The following is a 21,438-nucleotide window of genomic DNA, read 5'->3' as shown; positions in this document are numbered from 1 at the left end:
GGATGAACTTTAAAGGAGGAGACGCATATGTCAAACAAACCAAATAAACCAAACAACACTTCAAATAAAGGCTTTTTAGTAGGAACAGTGATTGGAGGAGTTGTAGGAGCTGCAACGGCATTACTACTTGCTCCAAAATCAGGTAAAGAGTTCCGTTCTGATTTAAATGAGCAGGCAGCTTACGTTCGTTTAAAAACAGAGCAAGCGAAAAACAGCGCTGTTGAAAAAGGACAAGGGTTTGCTCAAACGGCTAAAGAAAAATCGGCTGGTTTATCACAAACACTGTCTGAGCAATCTTCACAAGTAGTGGACAAGGTGAAAAACTTCCGTAAAGTAGATCCTGAACACGAAGCATTACCGCCAACAAGCTTAGAAGTGCTTGCTGATGAAGTTGAGTCTCAAAGCAACGAAGACGTTCAGCAAAAGCTAACAGAAGCTCAAAAAGCACTAGATGAAGTGGAAAGCACAGTGCCACGACCATAATAAAGAATCAAAAGCGTTTACCCTATAGGGTGAACGCTTTTTTTGTATGTAATTTAGGTTGGATAACAACAAGTAAATAATCGTTTCATTGCAGAAAAAAACTCCACCTTATAAATGAATTTATGAGCATCATACATAAAGCTGAGCACTCTTTTTGTATGGAAACGCTCAAACCATGTAAACTTAAGAGTAAGTACAGAAAGGGTGAAAAAAATGAAAAAAATTTCAACAGTTGAAGAGTTCGAACAAGTTGTAAAGGAAAACAATCGCTTTTTATTTTTAAAACACAGTACAACGTGTCCAATTAGTGCAGCTGGTCATGAGGCATTTTCAGCATTTGCTTCTAGTCATGAAGACATTCCTTCTTATTATCTTCATGTTCAAGATTCACGTGATGTATCTAACTATATCGCTGAGACGTATGAAGTGAAGCATGAATCACCTCAAGCGCTTCTGTTTGAAGATGGAAAAGTGAAGTGGCATGCTTCTCACTGGAACATTAACGAAGACGAATTAGCGAAAAACGTAGCTCACTAATCGAAAAAGTATTTTAGTAAAAGAAAAATCCGAACATTAATCGTTCGGATTTTTTCATTGGAAGGGTGAACGTAGGTTTACTGTATGATAAGCAATCCATAATAGAGTGTTTATCCCATTTTTTCGCCTTTAGGTTGGAGCGATTTAGCTATGCCTCAACCTCTTTTTTTTATAAGCTGATTGCGGTTTCATCCGCTTTTTCGTACAATAGATGTAGTTTAGCACATAAAAGCAGAGAAGCCCCTTACATATATCCTCCATCATCTATCATCTTATGTAGTAACCCTGCTAAACGGATTTTTTAAAATCAGTGAAAGGGTGGACGTACATGACGAATTCAAATCTTCAGCATTTGCGATCTCAAATTGACGAAGTAAATATGAAACTGTTAAAGCTTATTAATGAGCGAGGCGAGCTCGTTCAAGAAATAGGAAAGTTAAAAGGCATGCAGTCAACCAAACGGTTTGATCCCGTTCGTGAACGAGCAATGCTTGATGCGATTTTAAGCAAGAATGAAGGACCGTTTCAAACTTCTACGCTTCAACATATTTTCAAAGAGATTTTCAAAGCTCATTTAGAGCTTCAAGAAGACGATCATCGTAAAGCACTTCTTGTATCCCGTAAAAAGAAGCCGGAAAATACAATTGTTACGGTAAAAGGAGAAACAATTGGTGACGGACTTCAGCGTTTTGTAGCAGGACCTTGTTCCGTTGAAAGCTATGAGCAAGTAGCAGCCGTAGCAAAAGCCGTGAAGCAGCAGGGCGTGCGGATGCTTAGAGGCGGAGCCTACAAGCCAAGAACATCTCCTTATGATTTTCAAGGCCTTGGCTTAGAAGGATTGCAAATTTTAAAAAGAGTAGCTGACGAATACGATTTAGCCGTTATTAGTGAAATTGTCGATCCCGCTGATATTGAAACAGCTGTAGAATACGTAGATGTGATTCAAATTGGCGCTCGTAATATGCAAAATTTTGAGCTGTTAAAAGAAGCGGGTGCGGTGAAGAAGCCTGTGTTATTAAAGCGAGGCTTAGCCGCTACGATTGATGAGTTTATTAATGCTGCTGAATACATTGTTTCAAAAGGAAATGATCAGCTGATTTTGTGTGAACGAGGAATTCGTACGTATGAGCGAGCAACGCGAAATACGCTGGATATTTCAGCTGTTCCCATTTTAAAACAAGAAACTCATTTACCTGTTTTAGTCGACGTCACCCATTCAACGGGAAGACGAGATTTACTTGTTCCAACGGCTAAAGCAGCTCTTGCCATCGGTGCAGATGGAATTATGGCAGAAGTTCATCCAGATCCTGCGGTAGCACTTTCTGATTCAGCTCAGCAAATGGATATCCCGCAATTTACAGAATTTATGAAGCAGCTAAAACCTATATGTAACTTAAATTTATAAAAAAACGTAAAAATGAAAAATTCGTATACTTTTATGACAAGTTTGAGGCACTTAATGGTTTCAAGCTTGTTTGCCTTTCGTTATAATAAAGATAAGCGAAATTATCACGTATTTTGAAAACAGTCGATAACTTTTGTCAAAATAGGAAAGAATAAGTGCAAATCCAAAAAACAAGAATTTATGAAATTCTCGTGAAACTTGTCGGAAAAAGGCGGTAAATACGTTGCGATGAAGCACATAGTATCGTATAGTAGTTACAGATATTCGCTATCATTCTGTGATTGCATATGATATAAATTCGCGATTCACTTTTTTTATTTACTTAATATACACCGTCTTTTACATTGTTACATATAAACTGGTAAAATTGTCTTTGCCACGTAATAATAAGGGCATAACAGGAATGATTTAGATGCATACAGGGTATCTAAGCTGTATGTAAGAGTGAAGGAGCTAGAAATAGCCATTCTATAAAGGAAGATGGATTTATATACGTAAATACAAGAAATGAAATAAGGATAAAATAAACGAAATGTTTTTCGATAAGGAGTGTTTGTTGTGAACGTAACAATTTATGATGTAGCAAGGGAAGCAAGCGTGTCGATGGCAACGGTTTCTCGTGTGGTAAACGGAAATCCAAATGTAAAACCATCAACTAGAAAAAAAGTATTAGAAACAATTGAAAGACTAGGCTATCGTCCGAACGCAGTAGCGCGTGGATTAGCAAGTAAAAAAACAACGACAGTAGGAGTTATCATTCCTGATATTTCAAATATTTTCTATGCAGAATTAGCGCGTGGAATCGAAGATATTGCAACAATGTACAAATATAATATCATCTTAAGTAACTCCGATCAAAATCAAGATAAAGAACTTCACCTTTTAAATAACATGCTTGGTAAACAAGTAGACGGAATCATCTTCATGAGTGGGAATGTAACGGAAGAACACGTAGAAGAGCTAAAAAAATCACCGGTTCCAGTTGTACTTGCAGCATCAATCGAATCAACTAACCAAATCCCATCTGTAACTATTGATTATGAACAAGCAGCTTTTGATGCAGTGCAATCACTAATTGACAGCGGTCATAAAAATATTGCATTCGTTTCAGGTACGTTAGAAGAACCAATCAATCATGCGAAAAAAGTAAAAGGGTACAAGCGTGCTCTTACTGAAAGCGGATTGCCTGTACGTGATTCTTATATTGTAGAAGGAGACTATACGTACGATTCAGGTATTGAGGCGGTTGAAAAACTATTAGAAGAAGCTGAAAAGCCAACTGCTATTTTCGTTGGAACGGATGAAATGGCATTAGGCGTTATTCACGGGGCACAAGATCGCGGGTTGAATGTACCAAACGATCTAGAAGTTATCGGTTTTGATAACACAAGACTTTCAACAATGGTTCGTCCTCAGTTAACATCTGTTGTACAGCCAATGTATGATATTGGTGCAGTAGCGATGCGTCTCTTAACAAAATACATGAACAAAGAAACGGTAGACAGCAGCATTGTACAGCTTCCTCACCGCATCGAGTTCAGACAGTCAACAAAATAATACCTGTGAATGAATAAGAACGAATCCAAAGTTCAGACACGGGGAGATAGAATATGAAAAAAATTGATATGCTCACACCTATAGGGATACTAATTGGTATCTCTATGGTTGTGTTTGGGGTTATTTCAAGTGGGGGAATGAGCGGTTTTTTAGCTTTTATTGATGTACCATCGATTTTAATTGTACTGGGAGGCGTTTTTGGTACGCTGTGCGTGAGCTTTCCTTTAAAACAATTAAAAAATATGGGAAGAGTAGGGAAACAAGCGTTTCAATCTAAAGAAATAAACGTAGAAGAAATTGTAGGAACATTTGTACATTTATCGGAGAAAGCGCGTCGAGAAGGACTTCTATCGTTAGAAGCAGAGCTTGAACAAATCGATGATTCATTTGTGAAAAAAGGTATTTTGCTAGCCATTGATGGAGTAGAACCGGAAATGATTCGAGAGCTGCTTGAAGCTGAAATAGCTGCAGTGGAAGAAAGACATGCGAGAGGTCGAAGTATGTTTGAAAAAGCAGGCGATTATGCCCCCGCTTGGGGAATGATTGGGACGCTCGTTGGGCTAGTGCTAATGCTTAAAAGCCTTAATACCCCTTCATCGCTTGGACCTAACATGGCAATTGCTCTTTTAACGACTTTCTACGGGGCGCTGCTTTCAAACTTGTTTTTTCAGCCAATCGCAGCTAAATTAGCTGGTAAAACGGAGCATGAGCTTTTTGTTAAAGAAGTGATTATTGAAGGTGTCATCGGCTTGCAGGCGGGTCAAAATTCTCGCTTTGTGCAAGCAAAGCTAAAAGTATTTGCCCCTGTTGAAAAACGAAAGCTGGAAGAAAAGAGAGAACACGTTCGTGAAGCGTAGAAGAAAAAGGTATTCGGCACAGTCGCCAAAATGGATGGTAACATTTGCTGATTTGGTGACGTTAATATTAGTTTTTTTTATTTTACTATTTTCAATGTCTAGCGTGGATAATCAAAAGTTTCAGACCGTTGTCAATTCGCTTACAAGCGGTGGATCATTAGCTTCTGTAGAAAAGAGCCAGCAGTCTCAAAAGCTGGATAACATTTTAGCGAAAGTGCAGGATTACCTGAAAGGAAATAAGCTTCAGAATGTCATTATTGCTAAGCGAGATGAACGCGGAGTTGTGCTTATTTTACAAGAACAGGTGCTGTTTGAAACAGGACAAGCGGACATTTTGAAAAAAGGCACCCCTTTTCTGGATGAATTAGGAAGGTTATTCAGTACTATTCCAAATGATATTAAAGTAGAAGGTCATACCGACAATCGACCCATTCACACCTATCGTTATCCATCTAATTGGGAACTATCGGCAGCGCGTGCTAGCGGCGTCATACGTTATTTAACGAACCATTTTTCTCTTTCTGCTAACCGCTTTGAAGCACTTGGATACGGAGATACAAAGCCGCTTGTTCCGAACACGTCTAATGACAATCTACAAAAAAATAGACGCGTCGAAATTATTATTTCAGATCCCGAAGCACAGTGAAAAAGGCCATACGCTTGTATAGCCTTTTTTAAGAATGAGATGTATGAGAACGAATAGGATAAAGAGCGCGCTCAAGAGTTTGAGCGTTTTTTTCTGTTATTTCTGGTTTTCTTGGAATTGGCTGATAGATATTAGGTTCATCATCCCACTGCGTGCAAACGGGGTGAGGCGATACTTTTGTCCATTTTTCAAGCCATGACAGAGGAAGCATGCCTTCTGCCTTTCGTTCAATCATTTCAAGCCAAATGAATGACCAAGCCCGAGGAACAACCCGCCAAATATCATAACCTCCTCCGCCAACCGCAATCCATCTTCCCTGACAGTATTCATGAGCAATTTCATGAGCAATTTTAGGAATCTCACGGTATATTTTCGTGGTGCCACATAAATGAGTGAGCGGATCGTAATAATGAGAATCGGCTCCATTTTGTGTCAAGATAACATCTGGTTTAAAAAAAGCAGCTACTTCTTTTAAAGAGGTCTTATAAACGTCGAGCCAAGACTCATCTTCCGTATAAGCATCAACAGGCACATTAAATGAATAACCATAGCCTTCACTGTGCCCGCGTTCGTTAACGTTTCCCGTGCCTGGAAACAAGTAGCGTCCCGTTTCATGAATGGAAAGAGTACAAACGGAAGGGTCGTCATAAAATGTCCATTGCACGCCGTCACCGTGGTGAGCATCTGTATCGACATAGAGAACACGCGCGTTGTACTTTTGCTGCATATATTTGATGGCTACCGCGCTATCGTTATAAATACAGAAGCCGGAAGCTTTTCCTCGAAAGCCGTGGTGCAATCCTCCTCCTAAATTTAGAGCATGCTGAGCTTTTCCAGTCATCACATAATCTACAGCAGTAAGTGTACCACCAACTAAAAATGCACTGGCTTCATGCATGTTGGGAAACATAGGTGTATCTTCTGTTCCAAGACCAAAATCTGCTGCTTTTTCAACAGAAAGCTCGCCGCTTCCTGCTAATTTTACTGCTTGAATATAGCTAGTATCATGGACAAGCTGAAGTTCCTCATCAGATGCCATCCGCGGTAATACAATATCTTGATTGCCTAAAGCGCCAAATTCCCGTAACAGTTCATATGTTAGTTGAACACGAAGCTGGTTAAACGGATGATTATTGCTGAATTTGTACGAAAGAATATCATCTGAATAAATAAATACAGCGTTACTAGTCATTACGTCATCTCCGGTAATTTAGGCCACAACACCTCATAGCCGTTTTCTTTTAATGTATTTATACTAATCAATGGATTAATAGCTTGAATGCGAAGCACAAGTATTTTATATCGTTCATCTACGTCAGGGTAGACAAGTACGCTTAAGATGTTTGTTCTCGTTGAACCAAAGAGGGATGTAACTTCAGCGAGCACGCCAGCCTTATTTTCTACTTTTATTTCAATTTGTGAACCTGGCTTATTGGTGCCGGTAAGCTGAATAAACGTATGTAATAGATCTCTTTCGGTAACAACGCCTACTAACCGCTTGTTTTTTGTGACGGGAATACAACCGATTTGATGTTCATAAAAAATACTTGCAATTTCTTCAACAAAATCAAGAGGGTGAGCTGTAATGACTTCTGTTTGCATAATCATCCGCACGGGTTCGGATAGAAGAGCAGATGTATAAGTATTATCTAAAATAGATGGACTTGCATCTCTTACGTCACGATCAGAAATGATGCCAACTACGTGATGAAGGTCATTAATGATAGGAATATGTCTAATCTTATGTGTATCTAAAAGTTTCATAGCTTCAGCAATCGTATGGTCGGGGGTTAAGGTAACGAGATCAGTTTTCATCATCTCTTCAACAATCATCAGACACAGCTCCTTTTCTTAAAGGTCAGCTTAATACATAAAGCGATTTCGAAAGCGCAGGCTATCAAATTCTTGTATGCTTTCTTGAGGTACTCTGCTCCCGATTCTTACCATCAAACAATTAGCAGGGTGGGAGCTAATCTCCGGATCATCTGTGGCAAACCACGTCAGTCCGCCTTTATTCATCATTTTCTCCATAATTTTGCGGTAATCCCACACATTTAGCCCTGTTCCTTTTAAATCCCAATGCCAGTAGTATTCTGTCGTAATGATAATATAATCTTCCATTGCATCATCCATCATAGATACGATAAGCAAGTTTTTACCAACAGCGTAGCTGCGAAATGGAGCGGCTACCTCTATAGCTCCTAATTCGATTAAATTCTCCATATTTCCTTCCGACCATCGTTCTAGAGGATCGGGATATAAAAAGGTTACATAACCAATGATTGTATGATGATGGCGAGCAACAATGATTCTACCTTCAGGCAAGTTGGCAATCTCGATCAATGCTTCTTTTTGCTGTTCAGGTGGACGAAAGGCTGTTAGTTGCTCATGAAAATCAAGTTGTTGCAAGGTCTGGGAGGAAACAGGTCCTTCAATAACAATTGCTCCAACAGCGGTTTTTAGTTCTTTCATATTGTATGTTTGGGAATGTTTCACATGAATCACCACCTTCAAGCAGTCTTATCTGTATTATAATACAAAAAAAACTTTATATTAAAGCGTTTTCAAAAAATTAAATAAAAGAAAAGGAGTTTCTTAGAATACATAGAATAAAAAATTAAAAGAGATTCTTGTTCATTCCACACTTCTATAACAGAGGTTGTCATATAACAAGGGAGACTATTATCCCAATTCCGACAAATGATTTTTATAAAATTGTGAAAAGTCTATTTTTGTTATATAATAGGTTTGTAAATTTTATACATAAGGGGGAGTTTGTGATGAAGGTGGAAGCGCTTCCTGTAATTGAAGGGGTATACAACTTACAGGACTATGATAAAACGTATCAAACCTTTGACTGGTCACAAGTGGAGAAGGAATTTTCATGGCATGAAACAGGTAAACTAAATGCAGCTTATGAAGCAATTGATAAGCACGCAAACTCTACGCGTAAAAATAAAGTTGCGCTTTATTATCGAGACGCGCAGCGCAATGAAAAATACACATTCAAAGAAATGAAAGAATGGTCAAACAAAGCCGCAAACGTGCTAAAACAAGCAGACGTAGAAAAAGGAGATCGCGTGTTTATCTTTATGCCTCGCTCTCCGGAACTTTATTTTGCATTGTTAGGAGCGGTGAAGCTTGGTGCTATTGTTGGGCCTTTATTTGAAGCGTTCATGGAAGGTGCAGTAAAAGATCGTTTGCAAGACAGTGATGCAAAAGTGTTAATTACGACGCCTGAACTGCTGAGCCGCGTTCCGGTGAAAGATTTGCCAGCTTTAAAACACATTCTCCTGGTAGGGGAAAATGTAGAAGAAGAAGGCATTCAACTAGATTTTCTGAAGCGATTAGAAGCGGCGAATAAAGAGGTGGAAATTGAGTGGGTAGATAGAACAGATGGTATGCTGCTTCATTATACATCAGGTTCAACTGGCAAACCAAAAGGGGTGCTTCATGTTCACAACGCAATGCTTCAGCACTATCAAACTGCAAAGTGGGTACTCGACTTAAAAGATGACGATGTGTATTGGTGTACAGCAGATCCCGGTTGGGTAACGGGGACTTCCTATGGGATTTTTGGTCCTTGGCTTGCTGGAGCAACCAATGTGATTGTGGGAGGACGATTTAGTCCAGATGCATGGTATCAAGCACTTGAAGATTTTGGCGTAACGGTTTGGTACAGTGCACCTACAGCTTTTCGTATGCTAATGGGTGCTGGTGATGACTTAGTTAAACGCTATGATTTAAGCAATCTCAGACATGTATTAAGTGTGGGAGAACCGTTAAATCCTGAAGTGGTACGCTGGGGAATGAAGGTGTTCCAAAAACGTATTCATGATACGTGGTGGATGACTGAAACTGGCGGTCAGACGATTTGTAATTATCCGTCTATGAAAATTAAGCCAGGATCTATGGGGAAGCCAATTCCAGGTGTACAAGCAGCAATCGTTGACGATCAAGGACAAGAGCTTCCACCTTATCGAATGGGTAACTTAGCAATTAAAAAAGGCTGGCCATCTATGATGCATACGATTTGGAACAACAAAGAAAAGTATGAGTCATATTTTATGCCAGGTGATTGGTACGTATCAGGTGATTCGGCGTATATGGATGAAGACGGTTATTTTTGGTTCCAAGGCCGAATCGATGATGTTATTATGACGGCAGGAGAACGCGTGGGTCCATTTGAAGTGGAAAGTAAGCTTGTTGAACACCCTGCTGTAGCAGAAGCGGGTGTTATTGGTAAGCCTGACCCTGTGCGTGGGGAAATTATTAAAGCATTTATCGCACTTAGAGATGGGTATGAATCTTCAGATGAACTGATTGAAGATATTCGTCAATTTGTGAAAAAAGGGTTAGCTGCTCATGCAGCCCCGCGTGAAATCGAGTTTAAAGATAAGCTACCTAAAACACGAAGTGGTAAAATTATGCGTCGCGTTTTAAAAGCGTGGGAATTAGATTTGCCAACGGGCGATTTGTCAACGATGGAAGACTAAGGAGTAAATGTTTCAATCTTTGTAGGGAAAATAAGTGATTTTTATAAAGTTCAAACAGCCAGCTGTTTGAACTTTTTTTTGGACTTGAATTTTAAAATGAAATCATTCATAATTGTGGGGTGTAAACTTTTAAATAAAATAAACTGCAGTGATAGGAAGAAGTAATACTTGTCTCCCTGTTTAAGAGAGCTGATGGTTGCTGAAAATCAGTACATAGACAAATATGAAATACGTCCTTGAGCATCTTTTGTGAACTTACAGTAGCAAAAGACGGGTAGACCGTTACATCATTTAAGTGGGAAATAATTTATTTCCAAATAGGGTGGTACCGCGATATTTTCGTCCCTTCTTTTTTAAGAAGGGGCGTTTTTTATGTTGTTCAACAAATTGTAACGAGCAATTAGATAAAGGAGAGAATATATAACATGGATATTTTACAAGATCTTGAGTTTCGAGGGCTCATTAACCAACAAACGGATGAAAAAGGTTTAAGTGAACTTTTGAGTAAAGAGTCTGTTCGTTTGTACTGTGGATTCGATCCGACAGCCGACAGCCTTCACATCGGCCACATGCTTCCTGTTTTAATTTTACGTCGCTTTCAACAAGCTGGACACCAACCAATTGCATTAGTTGGTGGAGGTACGGGTCTTATTGGAGATCCAAGCGGTAAAAAAGCAGAGCGTACATTAAATGAAAAAGAAACGGTTGCCATGTTTAGTGAGCGTATTAAAGGTCAGCTTTCACGCTTCTTAGATTTCGAAGAAGGTGAAAATGCAGCAGTTATTGCAAATAACTATGACTGGATTGGCTCATTAGATGTTATTACATTCCTACGAGATATCGGTAAAAACTTTGGTATTAACTATATGATGGCAAAGGATTCTGTTCAATCTCGTATCGAATCAGGCATTTCATTTACGGAATTTAGCTACATGATTTTACAATCATACGATTTCTTGAATTTATACCAAACATATAACTGTAAGCTTCAAATTGGCGGCAGCGACCAATGGGGAAATATTACAGCTGGCTTAGAATTAATTCGTAAATCAGAAGAAGATGCAAAAGCATTTGGATTAACAGTTCCGCTTGTAACAAAAGCGGACGGGACGAAGTTCGGTAAAACAGAAGGCGGAGCAATTTGGTTAGACCCTGAAAAAACAAGTCCGTATGAATTCTACCAATTCTGGATTAATACAGATGATCGTGATGTTATAAAATATTTAAAATACTTTACATTCTTATCACACGAGGAAATTAATGAATTAGCAGCTTCTGCAAAAGAAGCTCCTGAAAAACGCGAAGCACAAAAAGCACTAGCGGCAGCGATGACTACGCTTGTACACGGTGAAGAAGCTCTTGAGCAAGCAATTCGTATTTCGCAAGCTTTATTTAGCGGAAGTATTTCAGAGCTAACAGCAGAAGAAATTAAGCAAGGATTCAAGGATGTTCCTTCTTACACGCATACAGGTGAAGATATTGGTTTAATTGATTTACTTGTAGAAAGTAAAATTTCTCCTTCTAAACGTCAAGCACGTGAAGATATTTCAAACGGTGCGATTTACTTAAATGGTGAGCGTGAACAAGATTTACAAAAAACAGTAGGTGCAGAAGACCGTATTGAAGGTCAATTCACAGTGATTCGTCGAGGCAAGAAAAAATATACGCTTATTCAATACGCATAAAAAAAAGGCCGAAAGGCCTTTTTTTTATATAGATAGCAAAAAAGCCGCTCCATAAGGAACGGCTTTTTACTATTAACGAGAGTAGAACTCTACGATTAGTGCTTCGTTGATTTCAGCAGATAATTCAGAACGCTCTGGTAAGCGAGTGAATGTACCTTCTAATTTCTCAGCGTCTACTGTTAAGTAGTCTGGTACGAAATTGTTAACTTCAAGCGCTTCTTTCACGATTGAAAGGTTGCGAGATTTTTCGCGAACACCGATCACTTGACCAGGTTGTACACGGTAAGATGGGATGTCAACGCGTTTACCGTCAACTAAAACGTGACCGTGGTTAACTAATTGACGAGCTTGACGACGAGTGCGTGCAAGACCCATACGGTATACTAAGTTATCAAGACGAGCTTCTAAAAGAATCATGAAGTTCTCACCGTGCTTACCAGTTAATTTACCAGCAGCAACGAATAAGTTACGGAATTGACGCTCAGTTACACCATACATGTGGCGTAATTTTTGCTTTTCTTGTAATTGTAAACCGTACTCAGAAATTTTCTTACGTTGACCTGGGCCGTGTGGACCTGGAGCGTAAGGGCGTTTTTCTAATTCTTTACCTGTACCACTTAGAGAAAGACCTAAGCGACGAGAGATTTTCCAACTTGGACCTGTATAACGAGCCATGATGACTCCTCCTTGTTTGTGTTTTTATTTTATGCAAAACAAAAACAGACACATTCTAGCGATATGCTCATTTTGTTTTCATGTACCATCGCTCTAGCAGCAGAGAGTTACACGATACACCATCTTGTTAAAAGGATTGCTACTTCTGTAAAACAATCTTTTAATGAGGAACAAAATGAAAAAACATAAAGAAGATTGTATAAGCTGCAATATTTCACACAACGAGTATTATAGGTGTTTCCTCGTATAAAGTCAAGGAAGATTGAAGATTAAAAGAATGTAAAAGAAAGGATATATTCATTTGAAGTATGAAAGGAGAAGAAAGAACGTAAGAAAACGGTGGTGATGGGCTAATCAAACGTTTGTTTAATAAGCAAAAACCGCTGATTCGCAGCGGTTTTTTTGCTTATTCATATTCAAAGAAAAGAAGTGAGTTCTTTCACGAATTCTTCAAGATACTGTTGATCGATTTCATCAAAGCGATTCTTGATTGGACTGTCAATATCAAGAACACCTAAAAGTTTACCGTCTTTTACCATTGGCACAACGATTTCAGATTGAGAAGCAGCATCACATGCAATGTGGCCAGGGAATGCATGAACATCTTCAATTCGCTCTGTTCTTTGATTTTGAGCTGCTGTACCGCATACGCCTTTTCCAAGTGGAATTCGAACACAAGCCGGCAGCCCCTGGAAAGGACCGAGTACTAACTCGCCGTCTTCCATTAAATAAAAACCTACCCAGTTTACTTCATTTAAAAATTGATTTAGTAAAGCTGAAGCATTTGCTAGATTAGCAATGGCATTGCTTTCTCCTTCTAATAAGGCGCGTAATTGCTTAATTACTAATTCATAATCCTTTTGTTTTGAGCCACTGTAGTTTTCGACATTAAACAATGTATTCTCCTCCATTCAACATAAGATTTAATGAGTTTTTATCAGGAAACGTCAGTTTTAACGCTACTTTGTCGATAAAAGATTACAGGAACTAAAAAGCCTATCACGAATTATGTAGAGAGGCTACTAAAATCCTTTTTAAATACTGTAACGATTTCTACACAATTTTGCAATCATATGTGTTTTGTAAAAATAAATCGAAATGAGGTGTAGATAGATGGCTGTACAGTCAAAAACGAAAGAGAAAATTATTGATGCGGCTGTTTCTCTTTTTAACGTAAAAGGTTTTGATGGTACGTCGGTGCGCGAGATTGCAGGAAAAGCGAAAGTGAACGTAGCGAATATTTCATATTATTTTCATAGCAAAGAAGGATTGCTTGAAAGTTTAGTGATTTCTTATTTTGAAGGTTATATTGCGGTACTGGAGCAAGCATTCCAAGAAATGAAAAAGTTGTCTTCAACAGAAAGTATAATCGTGATGATTCGAGCTATCTTACATTACCAGCACGAAAATAGGCATATTGCCCGGCTCGTATATAGAGAAATCTCTCTTGACACGATTTTAATTCGAGAAGTTATGACTACGTATTTAACTAAGGAAAAATACTACTTAAAAACAATCCTTGAAAGAGGGATGAAAGAAAAGGAATTTCGAAAGCTGCACGTTTCCTTTACAATCATTGAGCTTAAGGGCATGCTGTCTATGCCTTATCTTCATCCTCAGTATCTAAGTGAAGTTCTTCATATATTGCCTCACGAACCGTATTTTGTTCAGCAATATGCGATTGAGCTTGAGCAATGGGTGCACACAACGGTATGTTTACCATATGAACGGACAAACAAACTGCGCGTTCAATTATCCTAAATGGAGCTCTCCATAGCCTTGGCCTAAATCCTTCGCACAGTGGGCGTCTGACCCATATACGAGAGGGATTTTTTTCTGTTGGGCTGCTTTTACGACAAAGGGAGCTGGATACGCTTCCTTGCACAAAGGCTTAAACAACCCTGCACCATTATAATCCAAAGCCAAATCTTTCATTTTTATTTCATCGAGTATTGCTAAAATAATAGGGGAAAGTGTGTCTTCATATGGAAAGCGAGTTTGAAATTTATGTACGAGCGTCATATGACCAATGCGCTTAGGCTTATAAACGCCTAAATTGGCCTGTACAGAGCGTAATACCGTGTTGTAATACTTATCATATACTTTGCTTACGCTGCCAAACTTCTGTACAATATGTGCAAATACGTCAGCGCTAAAATCTAGGCAGTCATATCCTTCTTCATGTTTTAAGAAGTGGACAGAAAGTATGCTGTCATCGAGATAAGGACCATATTCGTTTAAGAAATCTATTGTTTCGTGTTCAAATCCTTCAATAAAGTCAACTTCCAATCCGATATTAATACGAATATCGCGCTCAAATTCTTTTTTAACTTGCTGTACGTTTTGAATGTAGCGATCAAGTTTGTCAGGATCCATTCCGCTGTCGCGATCAGGCGTCGGATCACTGAAGCTTTTTGGTAATGGAGCATGCTCTGTAAACGAAATCTCGCAAAAGTTCAGGGAAATCGCCTGTTCAACATATTGTTGCAATGAATCAGGTGAACCGTGTGGGCAAAATGGAGTATGAATATGTTTGTCAACTTTCATAAAAAATGCCTCCTTTTTTCTTCTTTTTCCATTGTAACGACACAAAGTGACTCCATGCCAATATTTTGTATAAAAAAATTTAATTTTTTGCTCAAAAGTTGGACTTTACATGGTATCATAAAAACATTGACGCAAAAAAATTTAAAGGATTAAATTCACCCTTTTTATAAATAAGAAACTTGTCATGTAGAACGCACTGTAAGGGGGCTTAGTATGGAATTCATTATAGCACTAATCATACTTATTATCGGATTAGTTGTGTACGGAATGTTTTCACGTAAAAAGATTTATCAAGAAATTGATCGCCTGGAAACGATCAAAGTCGAATTAGCAAATACGCCAGTTGCAGAGGAAATTTCAAAAGTAAAAGAATTGAACATGACAGGTCAAACTGAAGAGCTATTTGAACGTTGGCGTGAGCAGTGGGATGAAATTATATCAACTAATCTCCCGAAAATTGATAAAGAACTGTTTGAAACGGAAGAAGCAGCGGATAAATACCGATTTAAAAAAGCGAAGCAGTTATCTATACATATTGATCAAGCCTTAGAACAAACCAAGATAGATATTGAAAACATACTTACTGAACTTCAAAATTTAATTGGTAGCGAACAAGATAATCGATATGATATTGAGGAATTAAATCAGCTTCACCGCCATGTGAAGAAAAAATTGCTCGCACATCGGTATTCCTATGGAAATGCTGAAAAAACGTTAGAATACGCAATTAATACGTCTAAAGAGCAGTTTAAAAAATACGAGGAAGAGACGATTAACGGAAACTATCTTCAAGCACGTGAGATTGTTCTTCAATTAAAAACTGATTTAACAGCTATTGATTCGTATTTAGAACAAATTCCAAAAGTGTTAGTTGAGTGTCAGACCACTCTTCCTGTTCAGTTCAATGAACTGCTTGACGGGTTCCGCGAAATGAGTGAGCAGGGATATGTGTTAGATCATCTACAAGTAGAAGAAACGGTAGAGCTTTTAAAACAAGAAACTGCTGAAATTATTGCAGATATTGAAGAATTATATGTGGAAGAAGCGATTACAAAACTAGATGATGTGAACGAACGCTTAGAGCAGTTATATGACTCACTTGAGCATGAGGTTTTCTCCTATCATAAAATGAACCGTGAATCTCATACGGTATCTAACTTCCTTCGTATGCTTCAAGAACGAAACCGTGAACTTCGTGAAGAAACGCTATTTGTACAGCAAAGCTATCATTTTAAAGAGCGCGATTTAGACGTATATTATAAAATGGACCGCGAACTAAAACGATTGACTAACTTGTACTATAATATTTCGGACAAGGTGGCGGAGCACAATTTAGCCTACAGTGTGATCCAAGAAGAACTCGAAGACGTTTCCAAACAGCTTAACCAATTAAAAGAATCTCAGGAATCCTATAGCGATATGCTACAAGCTCTTCGCAAAGATGAGCTCTCAGCTAAGGACAAAATAGAAGAACTGAAATCTCAGTTGATTGAAGCACGACGCCTTATTCAAAAAAGCAACCTTCCTGGTGTTCCTGAAGAATATAAAGTGCAGCTTGAAAAAACGGTTCATATCTTAAATGAAGTAACCGCTAAGCTGAAAGAAAAACCGCTTAATATTCAAGCTGTTCAATCTTTACTTGAAGATGCTGTTGGTTTTGTTCAGGATACATTTGATGAAACAGAGGCAATGTTAGAAGAAGCGCGACTCGTTGAAAGAGTGATTCAATACGGTAACCGTTATAGAAGTACTCATCACTCAATTGCACAGTCTTTAGAAGAAGCAGAAGAAGCATTTCGTCATTATGAATACAAAGAAGCATTAAAACAGGCATCTGCAGCTATTGAGCAAGTAGATCCTGGTGCGCTGGATCGTATACAGCGTATTGTATCTTCACAGAGTTAAAAAGCTCGTGTCCAAAGGACGCGAGCTTTTTTATGACGCTTTTCTTTGCATACTATCTCGTATCTCTTTCAATGCTAATGGTATAGTCTATACATACGGTAGCAACTGTTAGGATAAGCAAGGGGAGGCCTTGCTTATAAAGTGGCAAATAGCTTTGAAAAGATCGTCTATCCTTGTTATGATTACTAAGGCAAAACCTAATTTAAAAAAGCATCAAGGTATGTTATGATAATACGTTGTTCCGAAAAAATGAAGAAGGGGGCGCGCATCCTTGATTTATTTAGATAATAGCGCTACAACAAAACCCTATAATGAAGTCATACAATCTTTTACTAAAGTAGCTACAACTTATTATGGCAATCCATCCTCCCTCCATCAGTTTGGCGTACAGGCGGAGAATTTGTTGAGCCGTTCGCGTGAGCAAGTAGCAGAATTGCTGCACGTATCGTCAAATGAAATTATCTTTACATCTGGAGGAACGGAAGGGAATAATTTGGCTATTAAAGGCGTAGCGATGCAATATAAAAGCCGAGGTCAGCATATCATTACGACAAATATTGAACATGATTCTGTTCATGAACCATTCAAGCAGTTAGAAGCCCTAGGATTTAACGTTACGTATGTTCCGGTAGATTCCAGTGGATTTGTATCACCTGCGGCTATTGAATCAGCTATTACGGATGAAACCATTTTAGTATCTGTTATGCATGTAAATAATGAGATTGGCACCATTCAGCCAATTGAAGAAATTGGACAGATGCTGACGAACTATTCAAAGGTGCTTTTTCACGTCGATCATGTGCAGGGGATTGGAAAAGTTCCGCTTTCTTTAGCAAATCATAAAATTGATTTATGCACATTATCAGGACACAAAATTCACGGCTTAAAAGGGACGGGAATTTTATATAAACGAAATGGAGTTCAGCTTCATCCGCTGCTTAGCGGAGGCTCTCAGGAAATGCAGCATCGATCAGGCACGGAAAATGTGCCAGGAATCGTAGCATTTGCTAAAGCACTTCGTTTAACACTTGAACATGCTGCTCAAAATCAGCAAAAAATGCGGAAAATAAAAGCAGAACTGATGGACAACCTTTCTGCTCACGAAAGAATCACAATTAATACGCCGAATGAGCATTCGGCACCTCATATTATAAATTTTACAGCACAAGGTATTAAAGGTGAGGTTTTTGTTCACGCTCTTGAAGAAAAAGGAGTGTTTGTCTCCACTACATCTGCTTGCTCATCAAAGCGAAAAAAGCCAAGCAAAACGCTTTTAGCTATCGGTAAAAATTACGAAGAAGCCGATCAGTCCATTCGATTAAGCTTGTCAGGCTTAAATGATTATAATGAAGTAACGCCCATTGTAAATGCTATTTTCACAGTAATTGAAGATCTAAAGAAAGTAATGAGGTAAATGATTATGATATATAACCATATTTTAATTCGGTACGGAGAAATCTCAACCAAAGGACAAAATAGAAAAAAATTTGTTGCCCAGCTAAGAAAAAATATCGTAACGGCTCTTAGTGCATTCCAAAATATTCACGTGAAATACACAAGAGACCGCATGTATATTCACTTAAACGGTGAAAATCATGAGCCTATCATCGAACGTCTTCAGCAAATCTTTGGTATTCAAAGCTTTAGTTTAGCATTAAAAGTTGAAAATGAGCTTGAAGCGATTCAAGAAGCAGCGTTAGAAGCAATGAAAGAATTTGATATAGAAGGAAAAACATTCAAAGTATCTACTCGGAGAGCGTATAAACAATTTCCTCTTGATACAAACGAATTAAATTATTCAGTAGGAAGTCATATTCTGCGAAATACAGAGCATCTACAGGTAAACGTAAAAGAACCAAGCGTAAATGTACGAGTAGAAGTGAGAAGTGAAGCAACGTATATTACATGTTTTGATTATCGCGGAGCAGGAGGTCTTCCAGTTGGTACGAGTGGAAAAGCGATGCTGATGCTTTCTGGAGGAATCGACAGCCCGGTTGCAGGATACTTAGCCATGAAGCGCGGTTTAGAAATAGAGGCGGTTCATTTTTACAGTCCGCCTTTTACAAGTGAACGTTCTAAGCAAAAAGTCATCGATTTAACGCAAAAATTAACGGCTTATCACGAAAAAGTAAAGCTTCACATTGTACCGTTTACAGCTGTACAGCAAGCGATTCAAAAGCAAATTCCAGAGAATTATACCATGACCTCTACACGCCGTATGATGCTTCGAATTACGGACCTTATTCGTGAAAAAAATGAATCGTTAGCTATCGTAACTGGCGACAGCTTAGGGCAGGTAGCTAGTCAAACGGTTGAGAGCATGTATGCGATTAATGAAGTGACTAATACGCCAATTTTGCGTCCGCTTGTAACAATGGATAAAACGGAGATTGTTGAAATTGCCCGCAAAATTGATACACATGAAATTTCGAATCGACCGTATGAAGACTGCTGTACAATTTTTACGCCAAGCTCACCAAAAACGAAGCCAAAGCGTGAAAAAATAAATCGATACGAACAATTTTATGACTTTGAAACATTAATTCAAGAAGCGGTAAATAATGTAGAAACGCTTGAGATGACAGCTTCTTCGGCTACAAATACCGCAGACAGCGTAGAAGATTTGTTTTAAAAGGTAAATTTCATAAAATTACCAAAAAAATAATGTATGATGCCATGTGTTTTGACACAATCTATATTCAACAAGGAGGTGAAAACACATGGCAAACACAAACAAATTAGTAGCTCCTGGTTCAGCAGCTGCTATCGACCAAATGAAGTACGAAATCGCTTCTGAATTCGGTGTAAATCTTGGACCAGAAGCAACAGCTCGCGCTAACGGATCTGTTGGTGGAGAAATCACTAAACGCTTAGTTCAAATGGCTGAGCAACAACTTGGTGGTAAATAAGTCATATTAACTAAATAATGATGGCTAAAAAGAGTGGGGGAAACCTCACTCTTTTGTCTTGTTTGTTTTGTCACGTATAATAGAGACAAGATCAAGCTTTATAAAGTAAAGGAGATGTTGGCGATGGGGACTTTATTTTACGGAGGCAAAATATATACGATGCTAAAAGAAGATGAGCATGTAGAAAGCGTATATGTTGAAAAAGGATTTATTGAAGATATAGGCACAGAAGAAAATCTAAGAATCAAATGGGGTGCTGAGATTGACAAAGAAGTACACCTCAAAGGATATTCAATGTATCCGGGCTTTGTAGATAGCCATCTTCACTTAATTGGTCATGGTGAAAAGCTCATTAGGCTTGATTTGTCTCAAGCTACTTCTAGGGAAGACGTGCTGATGCGCGTTCGGCAAAAAGTAGAGAGTACACCAAAAGGAGAATGGGTAATTGGAGAAGGTTGGGATGAAAATCAGTGGGAAGATTCCTCTTTGATTCAGTATCAAGATCTTGATCAACTTTCAACAGAACATCCTATTATGTTGAAGCGAGTCTGTCGTCACGGATTAGTAGTAAACGGGACTGCTCTTAAAATAGCCGGGATTACAGCTGAAACATGTGACCCGGAGGGAGGTATTATCCAGAGGGATGAAGCGGGAAATCCTACCGGTTTTTTGACTGATCAAGCGCAAGAATTAGTAACGGCTCATATTCCTCAAGTATCGGAAGCATATATTCGACAAGCTCTTTCAGTAGCTATTAAAGATTGTATTCAGCACGGATTGACGGGTGGACATACGGAAGATTTAAATTATTATGGAGGCTTTTTGCGTACATATCAAGCATTTCAAAACGTTATTCATAAAGAAAAGCAGCTGTTTCGTGCTCATTTACTTGTTCATCATGAAGCTGTAGATGATATGTATACATACGTTGAAGAAAAGAAAGACACATCCGCTTTTATTGAAATAGGGCCAATGAAGATTTTTGCTGATGGTTCTCTCGGCAGTCAATCTGCTCTTTTAAGCTTTCCATACAAAAGCGACCCATCTACAAGAGGTGTAGCTATTCAATCACTCGATGAATTAAAACAGCTAGTGAGAAAAGCAAGAGAATTGGGCATGACGGTTGCAATTCATGCGATTGGTGATTTAGCGTTTCAATATGTAGTAGAAAGCATCGAACAATATCCTCCTCAAACAGGGCAAAGAGATCGTATTATTCATGCGCAAATTCTACGAAAAGATTTAGTTGAGCGTGTAAAAAAGCTCCCGGTTGTATTGGATATCCAGCCTCGGTTTTTAGCCAGTGATTTTCCATGGGTCATTGAAAAAATTGGAGAAGAGCATTTGGACTATTGCTATGCGTGGAAAACGTTATTGGACGAGGGCGTTATGTGTGCAGGCGGATCGGATGCGCCTATTGAACCTATCAATCCCATGTTAACAATTTATGCAGCAGTTTCTAGAAAAACTTCTCCAAATAGCTCGGTCGTTTACATACCGTCTGAGCGACTTACAGTATTTGAAGCTGTTCAGCTGTTTACTTTAGGAAGTGCGCAGGCCATTCATCAAGAGGACAAAAAAGGATATATTCAAAAGGACTATGTAGCTGATTTTACCGTATTAGAAAGAGATCTGTTTGAGATACCTGCAGATGATATTCCAGGGGTACAGGTGCAGATGACTGCTATTAATGGAGAAATTGTATATCAAAAATAAAAGCGCCCAAGGGCGCTTTT

General features: G+C 38.6%; 20 protein-coding genes and 1 other annotated feature. Of the genes, 14 read left to right on the top strand and 6 right to left on the bottom strand.

Features of this window, described 5'->3' with window-relative positions:
* The first annotated feature begins 27 nt into the window (after positions 1-27).
* From ACFX4G_RS03815 to motS, 6 genes are all read left to right on the top strand, one after another.
* Complete coding sequence (locus ACFX4G_RS03815; protein ID WP_097824687.1) at positions 28-483, top strand: YtxH domain-containing protein; 456 nt, start codon at positions 28-30, stop codon at positions 481-483.
* 213 nt (positions 484-696) lie between these two features.
* Positions 697-1,020 carry a bacillithiol system redox-active protein YtxJ gene (ytxJ, locus tag ACFX4G_RS03810; RefSeq protein WP_013059495.1) on the top strand — a complete coding sequence of 108 codons (324 nt, stop codon included), beginning with the start codon at positions 697-699 and terminating at the stop codon, positions 1,018-1,020.
* 328 nt (positions 1,021-1,348) lie between these two features.
* Complete coding sequence (locus ACFX4G_RS03805; RefSeq protein ID WP_043975954.1) at positions 1,349-2,425, top strand: bifunctional 3-deoxy-7-phosphoheptulonate synthase/chorismate mutase; 1,077 nt, start codon at positions 1,349-1,351, stop codon at positions 2,423-2,425.
* Positions 2,426-2,983: 558 nt separating this feature from the next.
* Positions 2,984-3,982 (top strand): catabolite control protein A, encoded by a 999-nt coding sequence (ccpA, locus tag ACFX4G_RS03800; protein ID WP_025750682.1) that lies wholly within the window; start codon positions 2,984-2,986, stop codon positions 3,980-3,982.
* A gap of 53 nt (positions 3,983-4,035) precedes the next feature.
* Positions 4,036-4,839 (top strand): flagellar motor protein MotP, encoded by an 804-nt coding sequence (gene motP / locus ACFX4G_RS03795; protein WP_014458004.1) that lies wholly within the window; start codon positions 4,036-4,038, stop codon positions 4,837-4,839.
* Positions 4,829-5,485 (top strand): flagellar motor protein MotS, encoded by a 657-nt coding sequence (gene motS, locus ACFX4G_RS03790; protein WP_377572878.1) that lies wholly within the window; start codon positions 4,829-4,831, stop codon positions 5,483-5,485. Before motP ends, motS begins: the two co-directional genes overlap by 11 nt.
* A gap of 28 nt (positions 5,486-5,513) precedes the next feature.
* Here motS and ACFX4G_RS03785 read toward each other — a convergent pair whose 3' ends face one another.
* The 3 genes from ACFX4G_RS03785 to ACFX4G_RS03775 are packed head-to-tail and all read right to left on the bottom strand — an operon-like array spanning position 5,514 to position 7,981.
* On the bottom strand, positions 5,514-6,677 hold the full coding sequence (locus ACFX4G_RS03785; protein WP_377572876.1) for an acetoin utilization protein AcuC: 1,164 nt from the start codon (positions 6,675-6,677) through the stop codon (positions 5,514-5,516).
* Positions 6,677-7,318 (bottom strand): acetoin utilization AcuB family protein, encoded by a 642-nt coding sequence (locus ACFX4G_RS03780; RefSeq protein WP_043975958.1) that lies wholly within the window; start codon positions 7,316-7,318, stop codon positions 6,677-6,679. Before ACFX4G_RS03780 ends, ACFX4G_RS03785 begins: the two co-directional genes overlap by 1 nt.
* A gap of 30 nt (positions 7,319-7,348) precedes the next feature.
* A complete protein-coding gene (locus ACFX4G_RS03775; protein WP_377572874.1) occupies positions 7,349-7,981 on the bottom strand; it encodes an N-acetyltransferase in 633 nt (210 codons plus the stop codon).
* A gap of 284 nt (positions 7,982-8,265) precedes the next feature.
* Between ACFX4G_RS03775 and acsA the strand changes: the two genes are divergently transcribed.
* Both acsA and tyrS read left to right on the top strand, forming a co-directional pair.
* Positions 8,266-9,981 carry an acetate--CoA ligase gene (gene acsA, locus ACFX4G_RS03770; protein WP_043975961.1) on the top strand — a complete coding sequence of 572 codons (1,716 nt, stop codon included), beginning with the start codon at positions 8,266-8,268 and terminating at the stop codon, positions 9,979-9,981.
* Positions 9,982-10,120: 139 nt separating this feature from the next.
* Positions 10,121-10,331: a binding site (T-box leader), on the top strand.
* A 75-nt stretch (positions 10,332-10,406) separates the two neighbouring features.
* Positions 10,407-11,666 (top strand): tyrosine--tRNA ligase, encoded by a 1,260-nt coding sequence (tyrS, locus tag ACFX4G_RS03765; RefSeq protein ID WP_013085222.1) that lies wholly within the window; start codon positions 10,407-10,409, stop codon positions 11,664-11,666.
* A gap of 72 nt (positions 11,667-11,738) precedes the next feature.
* Here the strand turns inward: tyrS and rpsD are convergent, their stop codons facing one another.
* On the bottom strand, positions 11,739-12,341 hold the full coding sequence (gene rpsD, locus ACFX4G_RS03760) for a 30S ribosomal protein S4 (protein ID WP_013059485.1): 603 nt from the start codon (positions 12,339-12,341) through the stop codon (positions 11,739-11,741).
* A 416-nt stretch (positions 12,342-12,757) separates the two neighbouring features.
* Positions 12,758-13,237 carry a GAF domain-containing protein gene (locus ACFX4G_RS03755; RefSeq protein ID WP_043975966.1) on the bottom strand — a complete coding sequence of 160 codons (480 nt, stop codon included), beginning with the start codon at positions 13,235-13,237 and terminating at the stop codon, positions 12,758-12,760.
* A 217-nt stretch (positions 13,238-13,454) separates the two neighbouring features.
* On the opposite strand from ACFX4G_RS03755, the gene refZ reads away from it, so the two are divergent.
* A complete protein-coding gene (gene refZ, locus ACFX4G_RS03750) occupies positions 13,455-14,102 on the top strand; it encodes a forespore capture DNA-binding protein RefZ (protein WP_377572872.1) in 648 nt (215 codons plus the stop codon).
* Here refZ and hisJ read toward each other — a convergent pair.
* A complete protein-coding gene (gene hisJ, locus ACFX4G_RS03745; RefSeq protein WP_230183030.1) occupies positions 14,094-14,888 on the bottom strand; it encodes a histidinol-phosphatase HisJ in 795 nt (264 codons plus the stop codon). The genes refZ and hisJ overlap by 9 nt on opposite strands.
* A 213-nt stretch (positions 14,889-15,101) precedes the next feature.
* Here hisJ and ezrA point away from each other — a divergent pair, with 213 nt between their 5' ends.
* From ezrA to ACFX4G_RS03720, 5 genes are all read left to right on the top strand, one after another.
* Entirely contained in the window at positions 15,102-16,793 is a 1,692-nt protein-coding gene (ezrA, locus tag ACFX4G_RS03740) for a septation ring formation regulator EzrA (protein WP_013059480.1), read from the top strand.
* 271 nt (positions 16,794-17,064) lie between these two features.
* Entirely contained in the window at positions 17,065-18,207 is a 1,143-nt protein-coding gene (locus ACFX4G_RS03735) for a cysteine desulfurase family protein (RefSeq protein WP_377572869.1), read from the top strand.
* 6 nt (positions 18,208-18,213) lie between these two features.
* Positions 18,214-19,425, top strand: a complete 1,212-nt coding sequence (gene thiI, locus ACFX4G_RS03730; protein ID WP_097824729.1) for a tRNA uracil 4-sulfurtransferase ThiI — start codon at positions 18,214-18,216, stop codon at positions 19,423-19,425.
* Between the two features lie 88 nt (positions 19,426-19,513).
* Positions 19,514-19,702: an alpha/beta-type small acid-soluble spore protein gene (locus tag ACFX4G_RS03725; RefSeq protein ID WP_013059477.1), complete on the top strand. Its 189-nt coding sequence runs from the start codon at positions 19,514-19,516 to the stop codon at positions 19,700-19,702.
* A gap of 123 nt (positions 19,703-19,825) precedes the next feature.
* Complete coding sequence (locus tag ACFX4G_RS03720) at positions 19,826-21,418, top strand: amidohydrolase (RefSeq protein WP_377572866.1); 1,593 nt, start codon at positions 19,826-19,828, stop codon at positions 21,416-21,418.
* The last annotated feature ends 20 nt before the right edge of the window (positions 21,419-21,438 follow it).

The sequence above is a fragment of the Priestia sp. YIM B13486 genome, from assembly GCF_042787865.1.
GTDB classification, from domain to species: domain Bacteria; phylum Bacillota; class Bacilli; order Bacillales; family Bacillaceae_H; genus Priestia; species Priestia megaterium.
The sequence above is the reverse complement of the archived record's forward strand: the minus strand, read 5'-3'. Positions and strand labels throughout refer to the sequence as shown.

What these genes read in the sequence shown, in the direction of transcription:
- ACFX4G_RS03815 (WP_097824687.1), top strand. Translation starts at nt 28, where the DNA reads ATGTCAAACAAACCAAATAAACCAAACAACACTTCAAATAAAGGCTTT.
- ytxJ (WP_013059495.1), top strand. Translation starts at nt 697, where the DNA reads ATGAAAAAAATTTCAACAGTTGAAGAGTTCGAACAAGTTGTAAAGGAA.
- ACFX4G_RS03805 (WP_043975954.1), top strand. Translation starts at nt 1,349, where the DNA reads ATGACGAATTCAAATCTTCAGCATTTGCGATCTCAAATTGACGAAGTA.
- motP (WP_014458004.1), top strand. Translation starts at nt 4,036, where the DNA reads ATGAAAAAAATTGATATGCTCACACCTATAGGGATACTAATTGGTATC.
- ACFX4G_RS03785 (WP_377572876.1), bottom strand. Translation starts at nt 6,677, where the DNA reads ATGACTAGTAACGCTGTATTTATTTATTCAGATGATATTCTTTCGTAC.
- ACFX4G_RS03780 (WP_043975958.1), bottom strand. Translation starts at nt 7,318, where the DNA reads ATGATTGTTGAAGAGATGATGAAAACTGATCTCGTTACCTTAACCCCC.
- acsA (WP_043975961.1), top strand. Translation starts at nt 8,266, where the DNA reads ATGAAGGTGGAAGCGCTTCCTGTAATTGAAGGGGTATACAACTTACAG.
- tyrS (WP_013085222.1), top strand. Translation starts at nt 10,407, where the DNA reads ATGGATATTTTACAAGATCTTGAGTTTCGAGGGCTCATTAACCAACAA.
- rpsD (WP_013059485.1), bottom strand. Translation starts at nt 12,341, where the DNA reads ATGGCTCGTTATACAGGTCCAAGTTGGAAAATCTCTCGTCGCTTAGGT.
- refZ (WP_377572872.1), top strand. Translation starts at nt 13,455, where the DNA reads ATGGCTGTACAGTCAAAAACGAAAGAGAAAATTATTGATGCGGCTGTT.
- hisJ (WP_230183030.1), bottom strand. Translation starts at nt 14,888, where the DNA reads ATGAAAGTTGACAAACATATTCATACTCCATTTTGCCCACACGGTTCA.
- ezrA (WP_013059480.1), top strand. Translation starts at nt 15,102, where the DNA reads ATGGAATTCATTATAGCACTAATCATACTTATTATCGGATTAGTTGTG.
- thiI (WP_097824729.1), top strand. Translation starts at nt 18,214, where the DNA reads ATGATATATAACCATATTTTAATTCGGTACGGAGAAATCTCAACCAAA.
- ACFX4G_RS03725 (WP_013059477.1), top strand. Translation starts at nt 19,514, where the DNA reads ATGGCAAACACAAACAAATTAGTAGCTCCTGGTTCAGCAGCTGCTATC.
- ACFX4G_RS03720 (WP_377572866.1), top strand. Translation starts at nt 19,826, where the DNA reads ATGGGGACTTTATTTTACGGAGGCAAAATATATACGATGCTAAAAGAA.